This window comes from Phorcysia thermohydrogeniphila, from assembly GCF_004339575.1.
Lineage (GTDB): Bacteria > Aquificota > Aquificia > Desulfurobacteriales > Desulfurobacteriaceae > Phorcysia > Phorcysia thermohydrogeniphila.
Genome location: NZ_SMFV01000003.1, coordinates 68,696 through 95,224 on the forward strand (window position 1 = coordinate 68,696; position 26,529 = coordinate 95,224).

Genomic DNA, 26,529 nt, shown 5'->3' on the forward strand with positions numbered 1-26,529 from the left:
AACCAAATTAGTTCAAGCCTAAAAGAAGGGGAAGGGGAATCTTCCTCCCTTCTTCGCCAATTTTTTCTGCATCTTTCTCATCTGCTTCATTGCCATCTTGGCCTGTGCAAACTGCCGTAAAAGCTCATCAACCTCTTTAACCGTCGTTCCACTACCTCTGGCGATTCTCCTCTTCCTGCTTGCGTTGATAATTGCGTGGTTTCTCCTCTCTTCAGGGGTCATAGAGTCTATTATCGCCTCTATCCTCTTGAGCTTCTTCTCATCTATAACTTGCTGGAGCTGTTTTAACATCTTTTGACTTCCAAGTCCCGGTATCATACTGAGTATCTGGTGAAGGGGACCAAGCTTCCTTATCATCCTGAGCTGCTCACGGAAGTCCTCTAAGGTAAACTCTCCAGAAAGTATCTTCTCCTGTAAGGAGAGTGCCTTCTTCTCGTCAATGACTTCCTGAGCCTTCTCAACGAGGGAAACGATGTCTCCCATACCGAGGATTCTTGAGGCTACCCTATCCGGATGGAAGGGCTCAAAGTCCTCAATCTTTTCACCAGTTCCAGCAAACTTAATCGGTTTACCCGTAACGCCCTTTACAGAAAGGGCTACACCACCACGGGCATCAGAGTCCATCTTTGTAAGGATTATTCCCGTCATTCCAACGGCGTCGTTAAAGGCCTTGGCAATGTTTACAGACTCCTGTCCGGTCATTGAGTCAATGACAAAGAGGGTCTCATTTGGGTTAACCCTCTCCCTTATCCTTCTGGCCTCGTCAAGGAGCTCCTCGTCAATGTGAAGCCTTCCTGCAGTATCAATTATCAGGACGTCGTAGCCCTCACTCTTTGCCTTTTCAAGGGCTTTTTCGGCAATCTTTACGGCGTCCTTTTCCTCCTCCATAAGGAATACAGGAACTCCAATCTTATCTCCAAGCTTTTTAAGCTGGAGCATTGCAGCAGGCCTATAAACGTCGGCAGAGGTAAGGAGAACCTTCTTCCCCTGCTTTTTTAGGTAAGCTCCAAGCTTTGCCGCAGTTGTCGTCTTACCAGAACCCTGAAGACCAATGAGAAGGATAACGGCAGGTTTTCCTTTTAGATCTAACTTTGCAGCCTCTCCACCGAGGGCTTCAACAAGCTCATCGTAAACAATCTTTACAAGCTGTTGGGCAGGATTTACACCCTTTACAACCTCAGCACCAAGGGCCTTTTCCCTTACATCCTTAATGAAGTCAGAGACTATCTTGTAGTTTACGTCGGCCTCTAAAAGGGCAAGCTTTATCTCCCTTAAACCTTTCTCTAAGGTCTCTTTATCAATCCTGCCCTTTCTGGCAATTTTCTCTATAGCAGACTGAACTCTCTCTGCTAAAGCATCAAACATTAACATCCTCCTCTAAGGGAATTTCCACGCCAGCAGCAACTTCTATGAACCTATCTCCAAAAATACGGCGGAACACTTCTATGGCTAAATCTCCCGTGCAGTGGCAGGGAGCTACAAGCTGGGTTAGCTCAAGGAGCTCCTTGGCCGTCCTCTCAGCCTCCTCCTCTGAGGCTTCATTTAGGTGGAAACCTCCAGCTATGAGGAAGAGTTCCTCTTTACAGATAGAGACGGCCTTTTTGGCAATCTCAACTACCCCGGGATGGGCACAGCCGGTAAGGAGGAGGTATCCTGCCGGCGTGTTAACGATAAGCGCCTGCTCTTCCTTAGGACTATCCATTCCCGTTGGAAGGACTCCCGTAGAGAGAGCTCTCTCAGAAATTTGAACAGGTTCAGAAACCGGAACGCAGACGGCGGTTTCTGGAAGGAGCTCCTCAAAGCGGTTGCAGTCACTCTCAGGAACAAAGAGCTCTATCTCCTTATTTCTCTCCAAGATAAATGAAAGCCCTCCGGTGTGGTCCCAGTGGTTGTGGGATATAAAGACAATGTCAATCTCCTCTGGAGCTACTCCAGCCCTCTCAAGGTTCTCCTTCAAAATTTCAGGGTTCGCACCGGTATCAAAAAGGATTAACTCATCCTCAAGCTCAACTAAAGCCGAAAATCCCCAGTCAGCCTTAAAACCTTCAGTTGCTCTATTGTCGTAAACAATCACCAAGTTCTCCATCTCTCTCCCCTTAAAGCTTTCGTTCAAACGCTCAATTTATGCACTTCAACCAAAATTGCCTATATTATAGACATAACCTCGCAGGGGGGAATCCGAGGGGGGATGCAATCCCCCCTCGCTTAAAGTGCCCGGGTGGCGGAATTGGCAGACGCGCAGGACTCAGGATCCTGTGGGCTTTCGCCCGTGCGGGTTCAAATCCCGCCCCGGGCACCATCAAGACCAAAGGAGGTAATAAATGGTTGAAGAAGGGGGAACAATAAGCGTAGAAGAACTAGTAAACGGGGTTCTAAGAGGAGAAATTGTTCTTCCTGATTTTCAACGTTCTTTTACATGGGAACCTGAAGAAGTCAGGGAGCTTTTAGTTTCCCTTTTAGGTGGATACTTTATTGGAACGATGCTTATTCTAGAAACCGTCAGAGAAGATGCTCCGTTTGCGTTGAGGTTTATAGAGGGAGCAAAAGAAGTTAATGAAAATATTGAAGTACAATCGCTTATTAAAATTATATTGGATGGACAGCAACGAACAACAGCTATATTTTATGCCTTATACGAACCTAACATACCTTTGAAAGGAAGAAAAAATCCCTATTTCTATTTCCTTGATTTGGAAAAAGCTTTAAACGAGGAATGGAACGAGGCAGTAATTGGAGTATCAAAAAGCGACAGGAGGAAACTTGGAGAATTAGAAGAAAAAGAGCTTATCATACCCTTTAAGCTGGTGAAAGATAGAAAGGAAATACTTAAACGATTTAAAGATCATCCCCGATTTAGCGAAATATATGAGCTAGTTGACAAATTTCTTAAGCGTCCAATTCACATTATTAAGTTACGGCGAAATACACAATTAGATAAGATAGCAGAAACCTTTGAAAGAATAAATAGAATAGGAAAACCTTTGTCAATTTTTGACCTCCTTTCCGCTCGCCTTTATAAACATGACATAAATCTTAGGAGACTCCTTAAAGAAACCAAAGACAGATACGAGTTCGCGTCTAACGTAAAAGAGGAATACATTTTAAGAACAATAGCACTAATCCGTGGACGTGAACTAAAGGCCAAAGAAATACTTTCTCTTAATCACGAAAACTTTGAAGATGACTGGGACAAAGCAGTAAAAAGTCTTCAAAAAGCATACGAAAGAATTACAGACATAAGAGATGGATATGGTGCTTTTGACTTTTCCAAATGGGTTCCTTATACTCCAATGATTGTACCATTAGCAGCACTTATTCACTACCTTGAATCACGAGGTAAGGAAAATCCCAAGAACTATGCCAAAATTGATAAATGGTATTGGATCTCCGTATTTACAAATCGGTATGACCAAGGTGCCAATACTACATCTTTTAAAGATTATAAAGCTCTTATAGAATGGATTGAAGACGATTCAAAAATACCATCTTTCGTGAACAAGTTTAACATATCAGATGTAGATTTAGACGTAAACAAACAAAGTTCTGCAACGTATAGGGGAGTAATGAACTTAATAACTTTGAGTGGAGCTCTTGATTTCCAAACAGGACAACCTCCACAGTTTAATCAAGAAAAAGTTCAAGACGATCACATTTTTCCAAAATCAAAATTTAAAACAAACAAGGTTAACTTTGTATATAACCGAACATTAATAACTACAAACGCTTCCAAAGGGAACAAGCCTCCTTCTCTTTATTTTGAAAAGCGAATAGAAGAATACGGAAAAGAGAAACTTAAAGAAATACTCGCAACTCACCTTATCCCTGCAGACGCGATAGATGACTTATTAAGTGATAACATAGAATCCTTCTTGGAAAAGCGAAAAAAAGCGATTCTAGAGAAAATTTCTGAAATTACCCAATGAGGTTAACTGTATACAATGGAAGTCTCCAAACTGATTATTGCACTCCAACGTTCAAAAAACGTTTCCATCTTCACCGGCGCTGGAGTAAGTGCTGAAAGTGGGATTCCTACTTTTAGGGGAAAGGACGGGCTCTGGAACAAGTACGACCCGACGGAGCTCGCCACCCTTTACGCCTTCAGGGAAGACCCTCTAAAGGTGTGGAAGTGGTACCTCTGGAGGATGAGACTTATCGCTTTAGCAGAGCCAAACACCGGCCACAGGGCAATAGCTGAGATGGAAGAGCTCTTCCCTAACTTCCTCCTCATAACCCAGAACGTTGACGGCCTTCACAGGAGAGCAGGCTCTAAAAAGCTTGTAGAGCTCCACGGGAACATCTTTGAGGGAAAGTGTCGCTCCTGCGGTAAGCGCTACAGTGAAGAAGAGCTCTCCAGTATCTTCCCCTTAGCCGATAAGAACTACCTCAGGAAACTCTCTGAGGACGAGTTCAAAGAGAGGATACTCAACGGCCTTAGAGAAGAGGAGCTCCCTGAGTGCTTAGTCTGTGGAGACCTTATAGGCCCGGGAGTTGTCTGGTTCGGAGAGAGTTTACCAGAAACTGCCCTGTCTAAGGCTTACAGGGCTTCTGAAAGCTGTGACGTGTTCTTCTCCGTTGGAACTTCTGCCCTCGTCCAGCCGGCAGCCTCCCTACCACTAATAGCGAAAAGGTCTGGAGCTCTCTTAGTGGAGATAAACCCTGAAGAAACCCCTATCTCCTCTTACTGCAACTTCGTCTTTAGAGCTCCCTCCTCTGAGGTTCTATCTGAAATACTTTTAAGGCTAAAAGAGCAGAGGTAGAACTTATGCTTCCCTAAGGGGAACTCTTTAAGAACATTTCCCTCTTTTCTACTGCTTAAGAATAGGGAATCTTTCGGGGGATTTTTAGAGAAGGGAAGGATTCTATCCCTATACTTTTCAACGTAAAAACAGAGCTGAAGGTACTTTGTCTTCGTGTAGAGTTGGTGGTCTTTCGTTAGCTCAGCAATTTCTTTTGCAACTTCCCTTACAGGTGGATACTTATACTCGGCAACTGAAACGTAGTAGGAGCTGTAAAATCCCCTTAAAAGCAACATCAGGAGGGCAAATAAAACTACAACCGGAGTGTAGTTAATCCTCGGCATAAAGAAGAAGTAGAAGAGGTATGCAAAAATTAGAAAGAGAATCGTCTGTTTTAGTATGAAAGAAGGGTTATGGGTTGCGACAACTCCGGCCACTATCCCGATGGGAACAAGGAGCTCCAGAGTAAACCTCAAGATATCCTTAGCCCTCTTGTGGACAAAGCGAATTTCCCCTATCCACACGGCCAAAAGAACGGCTAGCAGAGGGAGAATAGGCATTACGTATCTTAGCCTTGAGCCGGGAAATATCCAGTAGACGAGAAGGTTAAGGAAAAAGGAAAGGAGCAGAAAACGAATGGTTCTGTCATTTAAGCTCTCTGAAGGATTTATCCTTCCTTTAATGAAGTAGTAAATAAAGACCAGTGACCAAGGGAAAGTCGCCCCAACAAAACGGAAGGGAAAAGAGATGTAACGCTTTAAGGTCTTTACGGCATCAAAGTGTCCCGGCGAACGGGAAACAACCTCAGAAAGAAGAGTTGCAACCGCCTGCTCCGTCTTTACCGAAAAGAGCCACCCTACAAAAGGCAAAAGGCCGACAGTAAGGCCGAGGAAATGGTTAAAGGAGAAAAGCCTCCTGAAATTTCCACTTATGAAGAAGTAAACTCCAACCGAAATCAGGAAGAAGTGAACTGCCGGAAGTCCCTTAGTTAGGGCTGCAAGGGAAGTTAAAAAGTACCCAACTATCCAAGCAGGGAGCTCCCTCCCCCTTTCCATCAGGTAAAACCAGAAGAGTATGGAAGAGGATACCAATAGCGTAAAGAGGGTGTCGGGCTCACACTTACTTCCGTAGCCAAAGAGGACTATGTAAAAGGTGGAGAATATGAGGGAGGAAAGGAGAGCCCTCCTCCTGTCAAAAAACCTCCCAGTAAACCAGAAGACAAGCAGTGAAGTCAGGAGAACGGAAAGGACGGACGGGAACCTTAGAGCTACTTCAGATACAGAGCCAAAGGCCATAGCAGAAAGCGAGAGAATCCAGTTATGGAAGGGGGGCTTTTTATAGTAGGGTTCCCCGAGGACAGTAGGCTGGAGGAAATCCCCCGTTTTTAACATCTCAAACGTAACTATTCCTCTCCTCGGTTCTTCGTGGTAAAGGGTAAGCGTTCCAATATTTATTGATAGTGCAAAAAGGAGAAAGAAAAGAAACCACCTAAAGTCCCTACTCTCCATCCGTTACCTCTTTAAAGAACTCTTCTGGAATGTCTGGCTCTTCCCCAACGGGGTGAAACTCCACTTCAACAGAATTACACTCTGGACACCTAAAGTAGCTTATCCACATACTCAGCTCCCCGATTATATCCGAAACATCCCCTTTCTTGTTGACGTCCCTTGAACCTATGTAGGTAAACTCCCCAACGTTTCCGCAAACGGAACACTTTAAAATTCTCTTGTACATCTTAGCCACCTCCCTATTCTCTGTTATACTTCAACTTGCAACATCTTGAGAGTAGGACAGTATGAAAGATAAGAAGTTCTGGATTCTTGTCGTTATCTCCTTCCTACTTCTCGTGCTGCCAAACGGCCTCTACTCTGCTTTTGACAAAGATGAGCCTAAATACTTAGAGGCAGCACGGGAGATGATAGAGAGTGGAGACTACATCACTCCCTACTACAACTACGAGTACAGGTTTGATAAACCCGTTCTCGTTTACTGGCTTATAGTCCTTGGCTATAAACTATTTGGATTAAACGAGTTTGGAGGAAGGTTTTTTGTCTCCCTTGCTGGCCTCTTAACCGTCCTCCTACTCTTCTGGTGGCTGTCGCGACACAAAGGAAAAGACTTTGCCTTCTGGGCATCCTTAGCTCTCCTCTCCCTCCTTGACTTTATCGTTATGGCCTCTGTTGCAATGCCCGACGCCCTACTTACCCTATTTATGACTGCAAGCTTAGTCTTCTTCTTTGAAGGTTACCACAGGAAGAGTGAGAAGTTCTACATCCTTGCCTTTGCTTCCTCAGGACTTGCAACCCTTACAAAAGGACCCGTTGGACTGGCGCTTCCGGGACTTATAGCCATCATTTACCTCATTCTACGGAGAGATTTAATCAGAACCCTCAAGGAAATACCGTGGTTTAAGGGATTTGCCGTTTACCTTCTAATCGTAGCTCCATGGTACGTGGCAATCCTAAAAAAACATGGCTACCAGTTCTTTAAGGACTTCATCATATTCCACAACATCCACCGCTTTACATCAAAAGTTCCGGGACACCCAACGGAGTGGTGGTACTACTTGGCAAACTACTTCTGGCTATTCTTACCCTTTAGCTTCTTCTTCCCCTTTGCCGTATATAAACTCTGGAAGGAGAAGTTAAACGTAACGGATGAGGTGTTTAGCTTTGTAGCAGTGTGGTTCTTTACGGTAGTTATCTTCTTCCAGATAGCCCACACAAAACTTGCCCACTACCTTCTCCCATCATTTCCAGCCTTTGCAGTAATAGTTACGTGGTACGTGAGGAAGTACAAAGATAAGCTTCCCTACCTAATCACTACCGGCATTTTCCTGCTTCTAACGGTTGGAGCAGTAGGATTTTTTGTCTACAAAGGATGGAAACCGGTAGGACTCATCGCCCTTCTGCCGGCCCTTTTGGGAGCTCTCCTCTCCCTCAAAAGGAAGGACTACCGCTTTTTACTCACATCCTTTGTAGGAACGATGATTCTCTTTAAGTGGGTAACGCTACCCTCCCTTGAGGATTTAAGGGCAAAGCCGGCAGTCGGTAAGGAGATTAGGGAAATCGCCGAAAAACATCCAGAGCTCCGCTTTTTCTTCTTTGACTACACAAGCCCAGAAATCGTTTACTACTTTAGAAAGGGTAAGCTTGAAAGCATTAACCCCAAGAAGGCGAAAGAACTTCTTTCAGGTGATAAACCGGTAGTCATCGTTACAAGGGAAAACAGGCTAAAGCATCTAAAGGGAACTAAGTACTACGTTTGGGATAAAAAGAAGGAGCTCATAACTAAACACAGCATCGTAGTTATCTCCAACGTTTCGGAGGAAAAGTTAAATGGAAACGGTTAAAAAACTATCAGTAGTCATACCAGTTTACAACGAGGAGGAAAACGTCCCTCTCCTCTACAAAGAGCTCAAAGAGGTGCTGGAAGAGCTCCCCTACGACTATGAAATCATCTTCGTTAACGATGGTAGCAGGGACAGAACGGGTGAAGTACTTGAGGAAATTGCAAAGAAAGACAGAAAAGTTAAGGTCATAGAGTTTGCCAGAAACTACGGACAGACCTCTGCAATGATGGCCGGTATGGACATAGCCTCAGGCGACGTCATTATAACGATGGATGGAGACCTCCAGAACGACCCTAAGGATATACCGAGGCTTCTTGAAAAGATAAAGGAGGGATACGACGTAGTTAGTGGCTGGAGGAAAAACAGGAAGGATGCGGCCATATCGCGGAAACTGCCGTCAAAAATAGCCAACTGGCTCATAGGAAAGATTACCGGCGTTAGAATCCACGACTACGGTTGTACACTCAAGGCTTACAGAAGCGACGTTATAAAGAGGGTAAGGCTTTACGGAGAGCTCCACCGCTTTATCCCAGCCCTTGCCTCAACGGTTACCTGCGTGGATAAAATCATAGAGATTCCAGTAAACCACCGTCCAAGAAGGTTTGGAAAGTCAAAGTACGGCATTTCAAGGACCTTTAAGGTTCTTTCAGACCTATTTTTTATCTGGTTCTTAAAGAAATTTATGCAGAAACCCATACACTTCTTTGGAATTCTCGGTCTAATCCTCTTCACGGTCGGTTTTATACCCTTCATCTACCTGATTGGACTAAAACTTACAGGACACTCCATAGGCGGTAGGCCTCTGCTTACCATTTCTGTTCTCTTTATACTCTCCGGCCTTCAGATGTTCACAACAGGAATAATCAGCGAGATACTCATGAGAATCTACTACGAATCTCAGGATAAAACTCCCTACGTTATAAGGAGAGTAATAAACGTTGAGGATTAAACATTTTATTCCCGTTGCAGTTGCAGTTATTTTTCTCTACTTCCTCTTTAAGTACGGCGTATTCTGGAAGCTGAAGGAGATATTCTCCGCTCTGCGTCCTGAGTACCTCATCCTCTCCCTTCTCTTTTACACCTCCACCTACATATTTAGAGCTCTAAGGTTTTCGGTTATGTTTCCAAGTATCCCAGTGTCAGAACTTTCAGCCGTTATGGGAGTTCACACCTTCTTTAACAATCTCCTCCCCTTTCGCTCTGGAGAGGCATCATTTCCCATAATCCTAAAAAAACTTTTTGGAGTTGACGCCGCAATATCATCAGTTGCTTTACTGCTTGTAAGGGTTCTTGACGTCCTATCACTATCACTCCTCTTCTCCATCTCAGCCTTTGTCGTTGCAACGCAAAAAACAGAGCTCCTCTGGATTCCCCTTTTAATCTCAGTAGCACTTTTAGGAGCTCTCTTTGTAGGAGCTAAACTGCTTAAAAAGCTAAAGGACAAGTTTTCCGTAGTAGGAATGGTTTTTTCCTTCCTTCAAGGTTTTGTTTCTCCCTCTAACCTCTTGCGTCTTTCTGCTTTTTCCCTTCTTACGTGGCTTTTCAAGTTTATCTCCTTCTTCTTCATACTGAAAGCTGGAGGAGTGGAGCTCTCTTTCTTCCAGACCACTTTTGCATCAACTTTCGGGGAACTCACCAGCATCCTACCAGTTCACAGCATAGGGGGCTTTGGAACTTATGAAGCAGGCCTTACCGGAGGTTTTGCTTTACTTGGAATTAAAACAGACCGCGCCTTAACGGTAGCCTTTTACTTCCATTTACTTTTACTTCTTATGTCCGCCGTATTGGCGGCCTTAGGGTGGAGCTTTTTAAGCTTTAGGCTAAAGAAAAGACAGGGAGCTTAGAATTTCCTCTACGCAAGCTTCCGGAGAATTTACGTCGGTTTTTACCCGCAGCTTTGCCCTCTCGTAAAAAGGACGCCTTTTCTCAAAAAGCTCCCTTACCCTCTCCTTCCCCAGCAAAACAAGAGGCCTGTTTTTGTCCTCTGAAATTCTCTGCCAGAGTACTTCAAAGTCCGCCTCAAGGTAAACGGTAAAAGCCTTTTGGTTCAAGAGCTCCATATTGTTAAAGTAAGTAGGAAGTCCTCCGCCTGTTGAAATTACTGACTGCTGGGGAAGCGACAGGAGCTCCTCAATTAAAAGTCTTTCTAACTCTCTAAAATACTCCTCTCCCTTTTTCTTAAATATTTCAGGAATGCTCATTCCTGTCCTTTTCTCTATCTCTGCATCGGTATCAATCAGAGGAACGCGCAAATGCTCAGAAAGAAGCTTTCCTACAGTTGATTTTCCGCTACCCATAAAGCCTACAAGGGCAATCTTCACAACTACCTCACTGGAAGGGCAAAGAACGGCTTATAGCCCGATTTTGGTAGGGATTTTTTCTTATCGTCTTCAGTGCCAAGCTGTCCATCAAGACCGGGACTCACGACAGCGTCCTCTATCAGCCACACGTTCTTGCCCAAACAGTCAGTAACGGGGAGCTCCCTCCTGTCTACCTCCTCATCAAGAACTTTTTCCTTCATGGCCCAGTTTAAGGCCTCTAAAAGCTTTATATCCGTAAACCTTAGGAGATTAACAGGGAGAAAGAGGTAAAGGAGTGACAGGACAAGCAGAAGGATTACCAGTATTCTCGCCTTCAGCGGTATTGCTTCCTGATAATCGTAGGGCTCTATTTCTATAGCTCCCTCTTCCATCAGCTTCAGGAAATCAGCTATGGAGATTCCCAACCTGTGAAGGTCTACTTTCATCACCGGCTTTTTAGCCGTCCAGTAACTTACAAGAGCCGGCGGGAACTTAGAAGCGTCCATAAACTTTATGATGAAGCTCTCCGGAAGCTTCTTTATAGACTTGAGGTGAGGGTCTCCCACTATCCCTAACAACTCCTCTTCAGAGAGAGTACCACCATAATCCTCTGAGCAGTCATCCGCCTCGTAGAGCTCAAATACAGGACGGGTTCCGGAAAGAACCCACCTCTCAACAAACCTCTTTACAGCGAAATCGGGAGGGAGTTCCTCAAGAGCTCTCACGTGAACCACAGAACCATCGTAACACAAAGTTAGCTCATCAACACCGTAGGGAAGCGTAACGGTTATCCTACCTGTGGTTCCCTTCTCTTTCAGAACGTCCAAAAGCATTGAAAAATCTTGAGGCTCCGATAGCTTCCCCTTTAGATACTGCATACTGTCCTACCCAGAATGTAATTTGCTACTAAAACAAGAACAAAGACAGCCACAAAGAAGGTTAAACTTCCGTTTATGTAGCTGGTAATTCCCGGAATTCTCAAAAGTTGAGGCTCATAAGAGCCTAAGCGAACAGGGAGAAACTGAATAATCAGGGCTCCGAGAGCTGCTCCCAAGAGCGCAATAAACAGCTCCTTTAGCGGGAAGTAGAAACCGTAGGAAGGAACTGGAACGTGAATCACAAGCGGTACCGCCTTCATAAAGAAGAATTCATCCTTTTCAAGTTCATTCTTTAGCTCGGCCGCCTTATTAACTTCCAAGAGAGCGGAGTAGGCTAAGTAGAGGTTATACTTTGTAAACGGAGAAGGGTCCAACCTTAGGGAAGCAGAGAAGTAATTCTCTGCGAGTTTATACTTGCCTTTCATAAAGTAGTAGTAACCAAGGTTATTGAGAATAACAGCTTTAAGCTTTGAATCGGAAACGGTATCTTTCAGTTTTTTTAAAGTATCCGCAGCTTTAAAGTCACCAACAGCTAAAAGGTTGCTCGCTTTTTCCACCTTCTTCGCTAACTCTCCTTCAAGGGCAAGATCTATAAGGTACTCCGGTACGTAGCCGTCCCTTTCTACTTTAAGACTATAGAGAGTTTTAGGACTCTTAAGGTAAGAAATGGCGTTCTTTTCAAAGGCGTGATAGAGGAAGATAAAAAGGATGCATAAAAAAGTAGCAACTGCCGTCTTTTTCTTCTCTACCCTGAAATTAAGCAGAACCGCTACAGAGGCAGAGAAAAGGAAAAGAGAAACGCCACCAACAAAGAGAGAGACAACTGGAACAACGAGTGAGGTAAAGGTCAGGAGTAACTTCTTCCTCCCAGAACCTTCAACCTGCTGAAAGTAGAAGAGAAACGTATAAAAAACAACAAGGAAAAGCACTGCGTAAATAGCCCTTGAAAGCTGACTAAAGTAGTAGAGCCCCTCCTTGATCCTTGAAAGACTCGTAGGAGGAACCTTTTCTACTTCCCTGCCAAGAAGGTAGTTAAGCTCTGGAACGTAATTAACCGGAAGGTGTTCTTTGGCGTCTAATATCTTCTTTACATCTTTCTCAATAACAGCGGTGTTCTTCTTTGCCCGAATATCGGACTCAAGCTTAAGGAGCAGAGAGTTTAAAGGCTCTCCCTTCGCCGTAACGCTAAAGAGAACGAAGAAGAGTACTAATAAAACCTTCCCTATCCTCATAGTAGTCAATCCCTTCTATTTTCCAAGTCTTGTATCCTAACACCCGCTTCCCGAGCTTGAGGGCGTGAGCTATTTCACTCAAAGTTCCGTAGTTCCCACCCAAGGCAACAACAACCTCAGAAGATGAGACAACTAAAACGTTTCTTGCCTGTCCCATCCCCGTCGGGATTTCTATGTCTATGTAGGGATTGGCCACTGAGCTATACTCCGGTAAGATTCCAACCGTTATTCCACCGGCTTCTTTAGCTCCTTTTGCCGCTCCCTCCATTACGCCGTAAAGTCCCCCACAGACCAGAACGTACCCCTTTTCTGCAATAATCCTTCCAACCTCAACGGCTGTCTGGTAAAGCTCACTGCTACTTAAAACATTTCCGTCCCCTATGACGGAAACCGTCTCCACCGTTAGCCCCTTGTCTTCAGGTATTCCGTCAGGGGTTCTTTTACCTCAACAAGTCCCAGCTCCGTTATTTCCATAAGGTGGATTTTCGTATCGTGTCCGCACATACGGCACCCGTCAATCCTGAAAAGCCGCAGGATATCCCCTAAGTCCTTCTTAAAGGCCTTTGCCCTTGAAGGAGAAAGGAGAACCTCCTTTGAGAGGACTATAGTGCAGTCTACAATGTGACCAACGGCGTAGCCACCGGCAGCTTCAGCAGATAGCTCATCGTGTCCACTCCTCTTCTGGGAGACAAAGATTGCCGTTTGATACCACTTCTTCATGAAGTTGAAGAAGGCCCTTACGATTGAGCGGGCAAGCATCTCTTTCGCTTCGTAGAGTCCCGTTATAGAGTCTATGATTGTCCTGTGGCACTTGTAGGTCCTGTAGACGTAGGCAAGGGTGTCAAGCATTGTGGGTATGTCGTCCCTTAGCCTTGCGTTGCTTGCAGCGTCTATGAGGATGATGTTGTCCTCAATCTCCTCAAAGTTAACTCCCATTGCTGTAGCTCTCTCCTTTAAACCGGCAGCAACAAAAGAGGCAGGGCTTTCAACAGTTACAAAGCAGACCTTTTGCCCCATTGACGCCTGCTTTATCGTAAACTGCTCGGCTATGAGGCTCTTTCCGGTATCAGGCATTCCGGTAAGGTTTACAACGGCATATTCAGGAATTCCCCCAAGAGGTTTCCTGACAGGTTTTCCATCCTCCCACTCAACCTTAAAGAAGAGCTCGTCAAGCCCCTTAACGCCGGTAGGAACTCCCCGGAGCTCCGGAGCTCTCTTTATGGCCTCTCCAAGTACGTAAATGTAATCTTTCATTACCTGAGGCTGTCTATCCTGAAACTGATAGTCAGACATACTTTCCTCCACAAATCGGCTCAAAAAACCATATTAACAAAATCACTCACCCCTAACAAGAGAAACGCCCCAAGAAAGGAGTTCCTCTGTCCTTTCTCTTTCTGGAGTCTCGGCGTAGACTCTAAATACTGGCTCTGTTCCAGAAGGCCTAAAGAGAATCCAAGAGTCGTCCTCAAAGATTATTTTCAGGCCGTCTATTGTGAGAACCCTGTCAACTTTAAGGCCCTTCCACTTTTCCGGCGGATTTTCCTTTAGAGTTTCAAGCGTCTTCCTCTCCTTCTCTGTAACCGGTAAGTCCATCCTCTTATAGTAAGCCGTTCCAAACTCCTTAAAGAGCTCCTCAACCATCTGGGAAACGGTCTTTCCTTCCGCAAGCATCTTTTCAACTACTAAAAGACCCATTAAGAGTCCATCCCTTTCGGGGAGGTAGTCCATTATGGCGTATCCACCACTTTCCTCACCACCAAAGAGAACTTTCTCCTTTAGTGCAACCTCTGAAATGTTCTTAAAGCCCACAGGAACTTCTTTAAGCTCTATACCCTCCTGCCTACAAATCCTATCCACCAAGTAGCCAGTTGAAACGGTCTTTACGACCATTCCACCTCTTTTGCCTTTGTTCCTAAGAACGTGGAGAAGGGTTAAAGCAAAGGCAATTTGTGAGTTAACGAAGTTCCCTTTTTCATCCACCAGACCTACCCTATCGCCGTCCCCATCGTTGGCTATTCCAATGTCTGCCTTTACCGCCCTAACCTTCTCCATAAGGGCTGTAATGTTCTTTTCAACTATGGGCTCTGGGTGCTTCCCTCCAAAGAGAGGATCGCGGTATGCGTGAATCTCCACAACAGAAGCTTTTGTTCCCCTTAGAGCTCTCGGCATGAGATTCTGCTGAGCGCCGTACATGGGGTCGTGAACGATTGTGACTTCTTTCTCCTTAAAGAGGGAGAGCTCTAACTGGCTTCTAACACCTTCAACGTAGGGGGTTTTAAGGTCTTCTTCTTTAAACTCGCCGAAGGTAGGCTCTACGCCCTCAACTTCGGGTAGTTTTGCCTCAATCTCCTTTGTGAACTCCGTCCTTGCTGCCCCACCAAAGGACTCTTTTATCTTGTAGCCGTTGTACTTTCCGGGGTTGTGGGAAGCCGTAATCATAACGCCGTTGTCAAAGTTTTGATACTTTGTAACGTAAGAAATAGCTGGCGTTGGAAGGAACTCTTCCGCAAGAACAACTTCAAACCCCATCCCTGCCAATATCCCAGCTACAAACTTTCCGTACTCTTCAGATAAAAACCTCAAGTCGTATCCAACAACTACCCTCTTAGCTCCTTTTTCCTTTAGTACTTTCCCGTGGGCGAGAGTTACTTTTTTTAGGTTCTCAAAAGTAAACTCCCTTGAAATAACTCCTCGCCATCCGTCAGTTCCAAACTTAATCTTAGCCATTCTCCCTCCACACTTTTTTTTAGCAATTATATCCAAATTATTGGATAAAAAGCTGAGAAAGTCCTATGAGAAAGCCAAGAACCCCGCCAAGGAGGGTTATGTAGCGGAGCTCCTCCCTTATCAGCCTAAGAACTATCTCCTCAACCTCTTCTATAGGGAGGGAATTAACTCTTTCCTTTACGAGAGATTCAAGGTTTATGGATTCCAAGATTACAGGGAGCTCCACCTCTATTATCTTAAGTAGCCTGTCGGCTATAAGTTTGGATAGACTTTCTTTCTTCTTCCTTAAGAGCTCCTTTAAGGCAGAGAGTATTTCTAAAACCAATCTTTCCTTTGTAACCTCTGAGAGCCGTTTTTGTTTTACCTTATCTAAAACCGATACGGCCACTTCCCTTATGACGAGCTTAACGTTTTCTCCCCTTTCCCCCGAAAGGTCTATGGGTTTAGACAGGAGTTTTGAAAGCTCCACCCAGATAAACTTAGAGAGCTTAAACCTTAGCTCCTCACTCTTTGCTGCTTCCTCAATTAGCTTTAATAGCTGATGGGAGAGCTTTTCAGAAACATTATCAACAAACTTATCGCTAATTATTGGAACATAAGCTTTTAATCTTTCCACCCCGCTTTTAACGCTACTGAATAGAAGGTCTCTAAACTCAAGGCTCTTTGAAGCCTTAAGGAGCTCTTTAGTAACCTCCTCCGTTTTCTCATCAATGAAGGTTAAAAACTTTTTCCTCAAATGTGGTGGAAGGAGCTCCTCAAGGCTCTTTCCGTTAAGGCTTTTGACCAATCCCTCAATGGCGGGCTCTAAACTCTTTTCAACTGCTTTAAAGTCCAAAAGTTTTCCAATCTCCTCGTCGCCCACGCTCCCTACGAACTCCTCAAGGTAGTCATCCCCCTTTAAAAGGAGCTCGTCAATGAACTTAGATACTAAGGTTTCTAAACTCTGCCTTATCTTCTCCTCATTTAGACGCTTCCTTATAACTTCTTCTGTTAAGAGGTTTTCTTTAACCACCTTCGCTATGGCCTCGGCGAGCTTCTCCCTTTTTGATGGAATGAGTCCCGGCGTAAAGGGAACTCTCTTTCCAAAGATGTAGTATGGTTTAAGAGGCCTAAAGAGCATCTTTATAGCAACGTAGTTTGTGAAGTAGCCGATTAGAGCTCCAAAAGTTGGCGGGACTAAAAGTTCAATCAAGGAGTATTTCCTCCAGAACTGAGTATATAGGCCCCTGTGGGGTCAGCTTACTCTCAATAAGACAAACCTTTGCCTCCAGCTTCCTCTCAAAGAGGTGCTCTCTCATCTTAAAAAGGTAGTTCTTAAATTTTGTCTGGTGTCTGAGTTTCTTTATTCTCAAAAGAGTAAGGTGAGGAGTAAAACGCTCTTCAAGAGGGAAACCAAAGGGTAAGAGAGCCATATCAACCTTCCTCTTTACCTCATAGAGAGCCTCAGAGTTCATTCCAACCCACAAAACTCTTGGAGAGCGTAAGGAAGGGAAAACGCCGAGTCCCTTATACTCAACAAGGGGAGCTCTTACTCCTCTTAGCTTTCCCTTTAACATACTCGCAATGCTTGGGATTTTCTCTTCGTCAACATCCCCAAGGAAACGGTAGGTAAAGTGGATGTTTTCCCTCTCTACCCACTTTCCTGTGATTCCAAGGGAGTCTATGACCTCCCTTACAGCTTCAAGACCTGAAACAAAGGTGAGAGTTCCGATAAATAACCTCTTTTTTGGCATGCTCTCCTCGCTTTTGCCAAAAGAGATACAATTATTGTAAACCCTTACTTGGAGAAAGAATGAAAAAGAGAACAAAGATAGTAGCAACCCTTGGACCTGCCTCCTCAAGTGAAAAGGTTCTAAAGAAGATGGTTGAAGCTGGCCTTGACGTCGTAAGGCTCAACATGTCCCACGGAACTCACAAGGAACACAAAGAGAGAATAGCTCTCGTTAGAAAAGTAGAAAGGGAGGTAGGACGTCCCTTACCGATACTGATGGACCTTTGCGGTCCAAAGATAAGAATTGGAAAGATAGAGAAAGAGCCTCTATACCTTCACAGGGGAGATTTAATCACCCTTACAACGGGAGAGCCTAAGAAGGGGAAGATAACTGTTAACTACCCTCACCTCCATAAGGAAGTTAAAAAGGGGGAGACGATACTCCTTGCAGACGGAACTTTTAGGCTGAAAATCAGGGAGGTTAAGAACAGGGATATTATCTGCGAGGTAATTGTTGGAGGCCCTCTTACATCCCACAAGGGAGTAAACCTTCCTCACTCAAATCTTTCCGTTCCGGCACTTACAGAAAAGGATAAGGAAGACGTCCTCTTTGGCGTTAAAAACGGCGTTGACATCATTGCTCTTTCCTTTGTCAGGAAGGCTGAAGACGTCTTAGAGCTAAAGGAGCTCCTTAAATCCTTAGGAAAGGACATTCCAGTCATAGCGAAAATAGAAAAGCCAGAGGCTGTAAAGAACATAGACTCAATCATCGCTGCTGCAGACGGAATAATGGTTGCCCGGGGAGACCTTGGAGTGGAGCTCCCCTTAGAGAGAGTCCCAGTTATTCAGAAGCAGATAATCAGGAAGGCAAACGAGGCCGGAAAACCCGTTATAACTGCCACCCAGATGTTAAGGTCAATGGTTGACCTCCCAACCCCCACAAGGGCAGAGGCCACAGACATCGCAAACGCCGTCCTTGACGGAACGGACGCCCTTATGCTCTCAGAGGAAACTGCAGTCGGAAAGTACCCTGTAAGGGTAGTAAGAACCATGGCAAAGATAGCGATGGAAGCCGAAAAGATATACCCTTACAAGCGTTACGCTGACTTCTCGGCAAAAACACTGCAGGACTCACTCGCAAAGTCTGCCTGTAACCTATCAAGGGAGATAAAAGTAAAGGCCATCGTTCCATTTACAAGGACCGGAGCAACAGCCATTGCCGTAGCAAAGTACAGACCTCCTGTTCCAATCTACGCCGTTACCCACGATTCAAGAGTTTTCCGAAGGCTAAACCTCATCTGGGGAGTTGTTCCTCTCTTAACAACGCCTGCAAACTCTACAGACAGGATAATTGAGGAGTCAATCAAGGTCGCCAAGATGAAAGGCTTTGTCAAAAAGGGCGATAGGATAATCGTCCTTGCTGGAGCTCCCTCCGGAGTTCCCGGAACGACAAACCTTATGAGAGTGGTTACGGTGAATTAGAGGAGAGCTGTTATGAAGAAAGGAATTGCCGTTGCCGTTGCTTTCTTTGCGTTTTTTGCTACTCTCCTCTTCTTCCCCACAGAAACAGAAGTGAGGAAAGGACTCGCCATCCTCTTTTTTGCAGCTATCCTCTGGATTAGCGAAGCACTTCCCCTTCCCGTAACCTCTCTCTCAATACCCCTTCTGGCCTCTCTCCTTGGAGTTCTTGACGTTAAGTCAGCCTTTTCTTCCTTTGCCCACCCGATAATCTTCCTCTTTTTTGGAGGCTTTGCCCTTGCTACTGCTTTAACAAAGTACAAGCTTGACAAGTTCTTGGCCTTTAAAATCGTTTCCCTCTCAAAAGGTTCTCTTCTCTGGACTTCCCTTTCAATCTTTGCGGCAACGGCCTTCGTCTCAATGTGGATAAGCAACACCTCCACAACCGCAATGATGCTCCCCTTAGCCCTCGGAATTGCTGGAGCGGTCTCGGCGGACAAAAGGTTAAGGAGCTTTTTGCTCCTTGGTATAGCCTATTCAGCAAGCGTTGGCGGAATAGGCACGGTGGTGGGAAGTCCTCCCAACGGAATTACGGCTGCAAATCTTGGGATAGGTTTTTACGACTGGATGAAGTTTGGCCTTCCAACCGTAGCCATCCTTTTTCCTCTTCTCTTTTTGGCTCTCTACTTTTACTTTCGGCCTAACTTAAAAGAGAGGGTAACCATTGAGAAGTACTCCTTTAACCTCAGCAAAAAGAGCATTGGTGTTCTGGCCGTTTTTGCCCTTACGGTCTTTTTATGGCTTTTCGGGAAAAAGCTCTCCTTAGTCTTGGGAATTAAGAAATATTTTGACGCCCTCGTCGCAGTAACTGCGGTCTTCTTACTCTTTGCCTTTAAGCTTGTTGACTGGAAGGACCTTGACAAGGGAACAGACTGGGGGACCCTCTACCTCTTTGGAGGAGGGCTTTCCCTCTCCCACGTTCTTAAAACAACCGGCGCAAGTAAGTTCTTGGCCGAAAGCTTTATACAAGCTTCCGGCCACCTTCCCGCCTTCCTGCTCGTCTTTTCGGTTACGCTCCTTATGATATTCTTCACAGAGCTAATGAGCAACACAGCAACGGCGGCTATCTTTATCCCAATCTTAATAACGCTTGCTTCTGAAATGAACCTCCCTCCCCACGAGCTTGCTCTGCCGGCGGGAGTAGCCGCTTCCTGCGCCTTTATGCTGCCCGTTGCAACTCCCCCCAACGCAATAGTTTATGGAACGGGGGAAGTGGAACAGAGGGATATGATAAAAGTGGGACTACTCCTAAACGTTATTTTTGCTGTCGCAATTAGCGTTCTCTCCGTTCTCCTCATAGGAAAAGTAGTAGGTTAACCGCTTCACTCAACGAGTTCCCTATACTTTTCCTCCAAAATTCCAGCTGCGTGGTAGACCTCGGCCACTGCCGTCCTGTAGAGGGAAAGGGCTGCAACGTAGTTGCTTCTTGCTTCGTTTAGGGCTGTCTGGGTGTCAAGGAGTTCCGTTATGGTCGCAAGTCCATTCTTGTAGCGCTTCTCAACAATCCTTAAGGACTCCTCAGCCGACTCAACAGAGGCTTGTGCAAGCTTTAACTTCTGTTCTGCCTCAAGGAAGCGGTAGTAGGCTCTCGCTACCTCAAAGGCCACTCCTTTTTCCGCCCTCTCTATGTACTCTTGGACTTTAAGCTTTGTAAGTCTTGACTTCCTGAGCTTTTTGAACTTTATACCGCCGTCAAAGAGGTTAAAGGTTACCTGCAGGCCAAAGGTCCAACTTGAGTTTTCCTTGTTCCACGGGGCGGTATCGGCGGCCATAAAGTAATCGCCAAAGGCAGCAACGTTTGGCATAAAGTCCGACCTTGCAAGTCTTTCCATATCCTCAGACTGCTTGAGCCTCACCTTTAGCTCTTTTAGCTCAGGTCTACTCTTCAAAGCGGTCTCTATCAGCTCGTTTAGGTCTAAGTAAAAGGGTCTATAGGTTAGTTCCCCTTCAACGTTAAGGTCTGTGGTTGGTTTTAGCCCCATCGCTACAGCAAGGGCTCTCTTAGCTATCTCGTAGTTGCTCTTGGCCTCAACGAGGGTCTCTTTAGCCCTCTCCAAGTAAACCTTTGCCCTTAAGAAATCGGACTTAACGCCTAAGCCGGCCCTATACACCGTTTCTGCATCTTTCAGGTGTTTTTCGGCGTCCCTCACGGCAAGCTCTGCGGTTTTAACAAAGGCCTTGGCCGTTAGAGCACCGTAGTAGGCCTTTACAACGTTATACACAACCTCTTCTTTGCTCTTTTTAAGCTGCTTCTTAGAAGCCTTTACCTCTTTTTCTGCTAAATCAACAGCAATCCTTAACTTTCCTCCCATCCATATTGGAACGGTTGCCCTTACTCCCGTCTTAAAGAGCTGGAACTTTGTAGGGTCGTTAAAGTCGGTAACCCTCGGGTCAAGCTTCTTAACCTCCATCCTGTTCATTATGGCGTAGGGAGGGTCTGTCGTCTTGTTGTACTCAGAGTAAAAGTCAACTCTCGGCAACAACCGAAGCTTAGAAATCTTAAAGTCAAGCTCCTTCTCTTTGAGCTCAAGCTTCTTGGCCTTTATCAGGTTGTTCTTCTCTAAGGCCGTCTGAACTGCCTCTTCAAGGGTCAAGGCGTTGGCGTTCCCAATTAAAAAAGCCGAAAGGAGCAAGAGCTTTAATTTCATACTTAGACCCCGTTGATTCAAATATTGCAATTAATTTATATGGACTTTCCCATTTAATGTCAAGGAATTAATCTTAAACAAGTCTTACAAGCTCTACCCTTCCCCGTATCACGAAGCGGTCGTTTAAGAGTCCTAAAGCGCCTTCAACCTCCTTTAGCCTATCTGTCCTCTCTATGAACTCCTCTTCTGTCCTGCTGTTTCCTAAGAAGGTAGCTGCACAGTCTGAGATAACAGGGTCTTTACAGATAGCCGTCGCTATGGTGGTGTTTCCAAGACTTAAGGAGTGACCAATCTTACTTGAGGAAGTACAGACGCCCCACTCCCCAGCTGGAAGTGAAACCCCAAGCTTTCCGTCAAGCTTAGGTACTCCCGTTATTAAGGCTAAAGTAACGCTGCGGCTGGAAGAAACGTAGACGTCTCCGCCATTTTCTATCATAAACTCCGTTATGCCAAGCTCTTTTAGCTTCTTGCCCAAGAAGTAGTTAATAGCTCCGGCCACCCCGGCCATAGGACCTACGCCAATTCTTTTAGCAGCCTCGGCCATCTTCTTAACGATAGAAGGAGCAAGGAGAGGAACTTTAACAGGGGTAAGGGAAGTTAAAAACTCAGGGTTTTCCTTCCCAAAGGCAAGAAGCTGAGTTCTTAAGGAAACGAGACAATCAAGGAGGAGAGAGGGGAGCTCCGGCCTAAAAGATTTTTCTGGGACAGATATCCAAACGTCGCTTTCGCCGGCAATAACTTCAAATGACTTAAATCCCGGCCTCTTTATTAGTGCCCTGTAAAATCTCTTCTCAGGCCTAAGCTTTTTCAACGTTACATTCCTTCAACGAGCTTTGTTATTTCTACAGAACGTTTACAGGCCTCCTCAAGGGCCTTAATTAAGGCAAACCTCGTCCTGTTTTCCTCAAGGGCAGAAAGACCAGCTATCGTAGTTCCCGCAGGAGAGGTTACCTTATCTTTAAGAACCTCAGGATGCTCTCCAGCCCTTACCATCTCTGCAGAGCCAATTAGAACCTGAGTGGCAAGTTTCAACGCAACGTCCCGAGGCAGTCCAAGTTTAACTCCTCCATCGCTCAGAGCCTCAAGTATGAGAAAGACGAAAGCAGGCCCACTTCCAGCAAGGGCTGTAACGGCGTCAAAGAGCTTCTCGTCAAGGTCAAAGACTTCAGAGCAGGTGGAAAGGAGCTCCTTCACGTATTTTCTCTCTTCGTCAAGAAGTCTTTTGTTATCACAGTAGGCAACAACACCCTTTCTTATTTTTACGAGGATGTTAGGCATAATCCTCACTACCTTTTTATCGTCTCCAATAATTTCCTCTATTTTCCTTATCGGATACCCAGCAGCCATAGAAACGACAATTTGAGAAGGGTAAAGTGAACCAGCTACCTCCTTTAAAACGGTCGTCATAACCTGAGGTTTTACAGCAAGAAAAATAACGTCACTCTCCGTAACTACCTGCAGGTTACAAAGGTAGGTTTTAACCCCATACTTTTCCTTTAAGTAGTCAAGCCTTTCTTTTAGTACGTCAGAAACAGAAATCTGACTTGGAAGGAGGAGCTCTCCGTCAACAAAAGCACTTATAAAAGCCTCTGCCATATTACCACCACCGATAAAACCAACTCTAAGATTCATTTTCCGCTCCCAAATTGTTTTAAAACTCTTTGAGCCTATATTATAATTCCCGAACGGGGGGAGTCCGAGGGGGGATAAAATCCCCCCTCGCTATATATGCCCGGGTGGCGGAACTGGCAGACGCGAGGGACTCAAAATCCCTTGCCCGTAAGGGCGTGCGGGTTCAAATCCCGCCCCGGGCACCAAATAATTAAGCTTGAAAAACTTAGCTTTAATTGCCGTATCTCCCACTTTCCTTTTATTTTGGCAACCTTCAAATGGTCTACTCTTCCTACTAACTAAGAAGGAGTGCTAAAATTGAAAAAAAAGAACTTTAAACTAGAGGGGAGCTATGAATGGCGATTCTATCCTACTGCAAAAGCTTAGAGATATTGAAGAAAAACTCCAAAGTTTGGAACACCAAATAAACTTAGTCTATTACTCAAGGTACTATCCTTCTTTTGGAGTATTCTACGAACTAGGACTTTCCAAAGAACAAGTAGATAAGCTTTACGACATTCTTGATAAGTTCATGGAAATCCTAGAATCAGGAGAAACATTTAGCCGCATAGAATTAGAAAAAGCCTTATCTGAAGTAGGTATAGGCTATCAGAGTCTGAAATCAATATTCAATGCTTTTTGGGAAGAATCAAAGTACCGGCCTGTTATAGTTACATATCTCAAAGATATTATGAAGCTTTTCAAATCAATACCGAGCGAATACCATAGAATTTGGAAAGAAATTGAAGAAACGGAAAGAAAAAATTCCTAACTTTTAACTTCAAAGAATAAAAGGGGGCAGTAGCCCCCGAATGTTACTCGGCGGAAATGGCGTCTGTTGGGCAAACTTCTACGCAAGCACCGCAGTCAATGCAGTCGTCAGCAGAAATTGCGTACTTTCCGTCGTCTGTTGGGTGGATTGCGTTTGTTGGGCATACTGATGCACACGCACCGCATCCGATACAGAGTTCAGCGTCAATCTTGTGAGCCATTTTTCACCTCCCTTAGACTGTGAGAATTTCCTCCTCTTTCTTCGAGAGGAGTTCATCAACCTTTTTGGTGAATTTATCTGTAATTTTCTGGAGTTCCTCTTTCGCCCTCTTTATGTCGTCCTCAGAGAATCCCCCTTCTTTCTTGAGCTTGTCAAGTTCTTTCATAACCTCATGGCGGACGTTCCTAATAGCAATCCTTGCCTGCTCTGCAAGCTTACCAGCCTTCCTTACGAGCTCCCTACGCCTTTCCTCCGTAAGTGGAGGAAGGTTTATCCTGATTATATTCCCATCCCTTTGAGGCTGAACTCCAAGGTCAGATTCCCTTATGGCCTTCTCAATGTTCGGAATTACGGACGTATCCCACGGTTGAATTGTAATCTGCGTAGGTTCTGGGACGGCAATCTGTGCAATTTGCTTGATAGTTACAGGCGTCCCGTAATAGTCAACCTTGATATCCTCTACAAGGACAGTTGAAGCCCTTCCAGTTCTAAGACCAGCAAATTCCCCCTTCAAGACCTCAACGGCCTTACCCATTCTCTTTTCTGCATCCTTTAACAGCTCCTCAATCATAGCGCCTCTCCCTCAACGAGTGATCCTACGGCTTCTCCTCTAACGACCCTTTCTAAGTTACCGGGCTTGCGGACATCAAAGACAACTATAGGAATGTTATTTTCCATACACAAACTTACAGCAGCAGAGTCCATTACCTTTATACCGTTTGTAATTACTTCCTTGTACGAAAGTTTGTCAAGTTTTTTGGCGTTTTTATCCTTTAGAGGGTCTGCTGTATAGATTCCGTCAACTTTTGTCGCTTTTAAAAGGACATCTGCGTTAATTTCCGCAGCCCTCAAGGCCGCAGCCGTATCTGTTGTAAAGAAGGGGTTACCAGTTCCAGCCCCAAATATAACAACCCTTCCCTTTTCAAGGTGTCTAATGGCGCGCCTTCTGATGTAAGGCTCGGCGATTTCCCTCATTTCAATTGCTGTTAAAACTCTCGTGTGGAGGCCTTCTTTTTCAAGGGCATCCTGAAGGGCAAGGGCGTTTATGACGGTTGCAAGCATTCCCATGTAGTCAGCAGTAGCTCTGTCCATTCCTTGAGTCGCACCAGAGACTCCGCGGAAGATGTTACCGCCACCTATGACAATTGCAACTTCAACTCCTAACTCAACAACCCTTTTGATTTCTTTGGCAAGTCTCCGCAAGAATTCAGGGTCTATTCCGTAGTTTTTGTTTCCCTGTAGTGCTTCTCCACTTAGCTTGAGGAGTATCCTTTCGTACTTTATCTCCATTTCCCGCCTTTTCACCTTCAGTTTTTCGCAATTATACATAAAAAAAAGCCCCCAGAAGGGGGCTAAGGATTACTTCCCAACTTCAAACCTACAGAACCTTTTAACCCTAATGTTTTCTCCAAGCTTCGTAATGTAGTCCCTAACGAGGTCTGCAATCGTCTTGCTGTCGTCCTTAATCCAAGGCTGGTCAAGGAGGCACTTCTCAGAGTAGAACTTGTTTAACCTTCCCTCAACTATCTTCTCAACGATGTGCTCAGGCTTACCCTCAGAAAGAGCCTGCTGTCTGAGGATTTCTTTTTCCTTCTCAATAACTTCAGCTGGAACTTCTTCCCTGCTAACGTATTCAGGCGCCATTGCCGCAACTTGCATTGCAATCTCACGACCGAGAGTCTTGAAGTCCTCAGTCCTCGCAACAAAGTCCGTTTCGCAGTTGAGCTCTACGAGAGCTCCAACCTTTCCACCGGCGTGGATGTAGGAGATAACAATTCCTTCTGCAGTTGCCCTGTCAGCCTTCTTAGCAGCCTTGGCAGCGCCCTTCTTCCTGAGTATCTCAATGGCCTTTTCCATATCACCGTCGGCTTCCTGAAGGGCCTTCTTACAGTCAACGATTCCTGCTCCGGTCTTTTCCCTCAGCTCCTTTATCATCTGAGTTGTAATTTCAGCCATTACTACCCCCTAATAAGCTACTTAAAGTTTTTACTCCTCTTCTGGGATGAAGTCTACCTCTTCTGCCTCTTCACCTTCGGCAAGCTTAACGGCTTCTCTTCTCATCTTCCCTTCAAGAACGGCGTCAGCAATCCTTGAGGTAAGAAGCCTGATAGCCCTTATAGCGTCGTCGTTTGCAGGAATTGGAATATCAACAAGGTCTGGGTCTGCGTTGGTATCAACGAGGGCTACAACGGGAATTCCCATCTTCCTTGCTTCTGTTACGGCTATCTCTTCCCTAACAATGTCAACTACGAAGAGGGCATCGGGAAGCCTGTTCATATTCTCAATACCACCGATGTACTTCTCAAGCTTCTCCTTCTTCCTCCTCATTCTCATAGCTTCCTTCTTAGGAAGCTTGTCAAGGACGCCCTCTTCTTCCATCTTCTTGAGCATCTTCAGCTTGAAGATGGACTTCCTTATTGTCTGGAAGTTTGTAAGAGTTCCACCGAGCCACCTCTTGTTAACGTAGAACATTCCACATCTTTCAGCTTCTTCCTTAACGATGTCCTGTCCCTGCTTCTTTGTACATACAAAGAGAACAGTTCCACCGTTTGCAGCGAGGTCTGCGATGTAGTCGTAGGCCTGCTCAAAAAACTTGATAGTCTGCTGGAGGTCAATGATGTGGATACCGTTACGCTCTGTGAAGATGTACTTCTTCATTTTGGGATTCCAGCGTTCCTTCTGGTGACCAAAGTGAACGCCGGCCTCAAGGAGCTCCTTCATAGTAACTCTCTGGCCGGGTGGCCTTGGCTTGAAGGTCTCCTGTTCAGCTACCTCTTGGGTCTGCTCAAGCTTTTGCTCCTGCTGTTCCTGAGTCTCTCTGATTT

At 45.2% G+C, this 26,529-nt stretch carries 28 protein-coding genes and 2 tRNA genes; 10 read left to right on the forward strand and 20 right to left on the reverse strand.

The features are described from left to right. Positions 1–18: 18 nt before the first annotated feature. Both ffh and CLV27_RS04660 read right to left on the reverse strand, forming a co-directional pair. Entirely contained in the window at positions 19–1,365 is a 1,347-nt protein-coding gene (ffh, locus tag CLV27_RS04655; RefSeq protein ID WP_132526313.1) for a signal recognition particle protein, read from the reverse strand. Further along, positions 1,358–2,086 (reverse strand): MBL fold metallo-hydrolase, encoded by a 729-nt coding sequence (locus tag CLV27_RS04660; protein WP_132526315.1) that lies wholly within the window; start codon positions 2,084–2,086, stop codon positions 1,358–1,360. The genes ffh and CLV27_RS04660 overlap by 8 nt, the downstream gene beginning before the upstream one ends. A 126-nt stretch (positions 2,087–2,212) precedes the next feature. Here CLV27_RS04660 and CLV27_RS04665 point away from each other — a divergent pair. The 3 genes from CLV27_RS04665 to CLV27_RS04675 all read left to right on the forward strand — a co-directional run bounded on the left by CLV27_RS04665 (position 2,213) and on the right by CLV27_RS04675 (position 4,757). After that, positions 2,213–2,299: transfer RNA gene (locus tag CLV27_RS04665), tRNA-Leu, on the forward strand. 22 nt (positions 2,300–2,321) lie between these two features. Beyond that, a complete protein-coding gene (locus CLV27_RS04670; protein ID WP_132526317.1) occupies positions 2,322–3,923 on the forward strand; it encodes a DUF262 domain-containing protein in 1,602 nt (533 codons plus the stop codon). Positions 3,924–3,938: 15 nt separating this feature from the next. Then, complete coding sequence (locus CLV27_RS04675; RefSeq protein WP_132526319.1) at positions 3,939–4,757, forward strand: SIR2 family NAD-dependent protein deacylase; 819 nt, start codon at positions 3,939–3,941, stop codon at positions 4,755–4,757. Here CLV27_RS04675 and CLV27_RS04680 read toward each other — a convergent pair. Beyond that, positions 4,679–6,244: an ArnT family glycosyltransferase gene (locus CLV27_RS04680; RefSeq protein ID WP_132526321.1), complete on the reverse strand. Its 1,566-nt coding sequence runs from the start codon at positions 6,242–6,244 to the stop codon at positions 4,679–4,681. The genes CLV27_RS04675 and CLV27_RS04680 overlap by 79 nt on opposite strands. Next, positions 6,234–6,470 (reverse strand): hypothetical protein, encoded by a 237-nt coding sequence (locus CLV27_RS04685; protein ID WP_132526323.1) that lies wholly within the window; start codon positions 6,468–6,470, stop codon positions 6,234–6,236. The genes CLV27_RS04680 and CLV27_RS04685 overlap by 11 nt, the downstream gene beginning before the upstream one ends. Positions 6,471–6,531: 61 nt before the next feature. On the opposite strand from CLV27_RS04685, the gene CLV27_RS04690 reads away from it, so the two are divergent. The 3 genes from CLV27_RS04690 to CLV27_RS04700 are packed head-to-tail and all read left to right on the forward strand — an operon-like array spanning position 6,532 to position 9,932. Further along, positions 6,532–8,088 carry an ArnT family glycosyltransferase gene (locus tag CLV27_RS04690; RefSeq protein WP_132526325.1) on the forward strand — a complete coding sequence of 519 codons (1,557 nt, stop codon included), beginning with the start codon at positions 6,532–6,534 and terminating at the stop codon, positions 8,086–8,088. Further along, a complete protein-coding gene (locus CLV27_RS04695) occupies positions 8,075–9,037 on the forward strand; it encodes a glycosyltransferase family 2 protein (protein WP_132526327.1) in 963 nt (320 codons plus the stop codon). Before CLV27_RS04690 ends, CLV27_RS04695 begins: the two co-directional genes overlap by 14 nt. Next, positions 9,027–9,932, forward strand: coding sequence for a lysylphosphatidylglycerol synthase transmembrane domain-containing protein (locus CLV27_RS04700; protein ID WP_132526329.1), 906 nt, complete (start codon positions 9,027–9,029; stop codon positions 9,930–9,932). Before CLV27_RS04695 ends, CLV27_RS04700 begins: the two co-directional genes overlap by 11 nt. On the opposite strand, the gene CLV27_RS04705 is transcribed toward CLV27_RS04700, so the two are convergent. From CLV27_RS04705 to thpR, 8 genes are read right to left on the reverse strand one after another with little or no spacing between them, the layout of a single operon-like run. Continuing rightward, on the reverse strand, positions 9,909–10,409 hold the full coding sequence (locus CLV27_RS04705) for a shikimate kinase (RefSeq protein ID WP_243644877.1): 501 nt from the start codon (positions 10,407–10,409) through the stop codon (positions 9,909–9,911). The two genes, CLV27_RS04700 and CLV27_RS04705, sit on opposite strands and share 24 nt — an antisense overlap. A 2-nt stretch (positions 10,410–10,411) precedes the next feature. After that, positions 10,412–11,221, reverse strand: coding sequence for a hypothetical protein (locus CLV27_RS04710; protein WP_165863683.1), 810 nt, complete (start codon positions 11,219–11,221; stop codon positions 10,412–10,414). Between the two features lie 32 nt (positions 11,222–11,253). Then, positions 11,254–12,498 carry a tetratricopeptide repeat protein gene (locus CLV27_RS04715; RefSeq protein WP_132526333.1) on the reverse strand — a complete coding sequence of 415 codons (1,245 nt, stop codon included), beginning with the start codon at positions 12,496–12,498 and terminating at the stop codon, positions 11,254–11,256. Beyond that, on the reverse strand, positions 12,452–12,898 hold the full coding sequence (locus CLV27_RS04720) for a TIGR00725 family protein (protein ID WP_132526335.1): 447 nt from the start codon (positions 12,896–12,898) through the stop codon (positions 12,452–12,454). Before CLV27_RS04720 ends, CLV27_RS04715 begins: the two co-directional genes overlap by 47 nt. A gap of 2 nt (positions 12,899–12,900) precedes the next feature. Further along, positions 12,901–13,791: a KaiC domain-containing protein gene (locus CLV27_RS04725; protein WP_132526337.1), complete on the reverse strand. Its 891-nt coding sequence runs from the start codon at positions 13,789–13,791 to the stop codon at positions 12,901–12,903. 42 nt (positions 13,792–13,833) lie between these two features. Beyond that, a complete protein-coding gene (locus CLV27_RS04730) occupies positions 13,834–15,225 on the reverse strand; it encodes a phosphoglucomutase/phosphomannomutase family protein (RefSeq protein ID WP_132526339.1) in 1,392 nt (463 codons plus the stop codon). Positions 15,226–15,262: 37 nt separating this feature from the next. Further along, on the reverse strand, positions 15,263–16,417 hold the full coding sequence (locus CLV27_RS04735) for a DUF445 family protein (protein ID WP_132526341.1): 1,155 nt from the start codon (positions 16,415–16,417) through the stop codon (positions 15,263–15,265). Then, positions 16,410–16,958, reverse strand: a complete 549-nt coding sequence (gene thpR / locus CLV27_RS04740; RefSeq protein WP_132526343.1) for an RNA 2',3'-cyclic phosphodiesterase — start codon at positions 16,956–16,958, stop codon at positions 16,410–16,412. Before thpR ends, CLV27_RS04735 begins: the two co-directional genes overlap by 8 nt. Before the next feature lie 59 nt (positions 16,959–17,017). On the opposite strand from thpR, the gene pyk reads away from it, so the two are divergent. Together pyk and CLV27_RS04750 are read left to right on the forward strand one after the other, a co-directional pair. Then, positions 17,018–18,418: a pyruvate kinase gene (gene pyk, locus CLV27_RS04745; RefSeq protein WP_132526345.1), complete on the forward strand. Its 1,401-nt coding sequence runs from the start codon at positions 17,018–17,020 to the stop codon at positions 18,416–18,418. Positions 18,419–18,430: 12 nt separating this feature from the next. Further along, positions 18,431–19,771 (forward strand): SLC13 family permease, encoded by a 1,341-nt coding sequence (locus tag CLV27_RS04750; RefSeq protein WP_132526347.1) that lies wholly within the window; start codon positions 18,431–18,433, stop codon positions 19,769–19,771. Between the two features lie 5 nt (positions 19,772–19,776). On the opposite strand, the gene CLV27_RS04755 is transcribed toward CLV27_RS04750, so the two are convergent. The 3 genes from CLV27_RS04755 to proC all read right to left on the reverse strand — a co-directional run bounded on the left by CLV27_RS04755 (position 19,777) and on the right by proC (position 22,734). Then, positions 19,777–21,102 (reverse strand): TolC family protein, encoded by a 1,326-nt coding sequence (locus tag CLV27_RS04755; RefSeq protein WP_132526349.1) that lies wholly within the window; start codon positions 21,100–21,102, stop codon positions 19,777–19,779. 73 nt (positions 21,103–21,175) lie between these two features. After that, on the reverse strand, positions 21,176–21,913 hold the full coding sequence (locus tag CLV27_RS04760) for a UPF0280 family protein (RefSeq protein ID WP_132526351.1): 738 nt from the start codon (positions 21,911–21,913) through the stop codon (positions 21,176–21,178). 2 nt (positions 21,914–21,915) lie between these two features. Continuing rightward, positions 21,916–22,734, reverse strand: coding sequence for a pyrroline-5-carboxylate reductase (gene proC, locus CLV27_RS04765; protein ID WP_132526353.1), 819 nt, complete (start codon positions 22,732–22,734; stop codon positions 21,916–21,918). 98 nt (positions 22,735–22,832) lie between these two features. On the opposite strand from proC, the gene CLV27_RS04770 reads away from it, so the two are divergent. Together CLV27_RS04770 and CLV27_RS04775 are read left to right on the forward strand one after the other, a co-directional pair. Next, positions 22,833–22,919: transfer RNA gene (locus CLV27_RS04770), tRNA-Leu, on the forward strand. A gap of 146 nt (positions 22,920–23,065) precedes the next feature. After that, entirely contained in the window at positions 23,066–23,485 is a 420-nt protein-coding gene (locus CLV27_RS04775; protein WP_132526355.1) for a hypothetical protein, read from the forward strand. Between the two features lie 43 nt (positions 23,486–23,528). On the opposite strand, the gene CLV27_RS04780 is transcribed toward CLV27_RS04775, so the two are convergent. From CLV27_RS04780 to rpsB, 5 genes are all read right to left on the reverse strand, one after another. After that, positions 23,529–23,705, reverse strand: coding sequence for an ATP-binding protein (locus CLV27_RS04780; protein WP_132526357.1), 177 nt, complete (start codon positions 23,703–23,705; stop codon positions 23,529–23,531). Positions 23,706–23,717: 12 nt separating this feature from the next. Next, positions 23,718–24,275 (reverse strand): ribosome recycling factor, encoded by a 558-nt coding sequence (gene frr / locus CLV27_RS04785; protein ID WP_132526359.1) that lies wholly within the window; start codon positions 24,273–24,275, stop codon positions 23,718–23,720. Next, a complete protein-coding gene (gene pyrH, locus CLV27_RS04790) occupies positions 24,272–24,994 on the reverse strand; it encodes a UMP kinase (protein ID WP_243644878.1) in 723 nt (240 codons plus the stop codon). The genes frr and pyrH overlap by 4 nt, the downstream gene beginning before the upstream one ends. A 69-nt stretch (positions 24,995–25,063) precedes the next feature. Further along, on the reverse strand, positions 25,064–25,660 hold the full coding sequence (gene tsf / locus CLV27_RS04795) for a translation elongation factor Ts (RefSeq protein ID WP_132526363.1): 597 nt from the start codon (positions 25,658–25,660) through the stop codon (positions 25,064–25,066). A gap of 30 nt (positions 25,661–25,690) precedes the next feature. Continuing rightward, the gene (rpsB, locus tag CLV27_RS04800) at positions 25,691–26,425 is read right to left on the reverse strand and encodes a 30S ribosomal protein S2 (RefSeq protein ID WP_165863691.1); all 735 of its coding nucleotides are present in this window, start codon (positions 26,423–26,425) and stop codon (positions 25,691–25,693) included. Positions 26,426–26,529 lie beyond the last annotated feature (104 nt).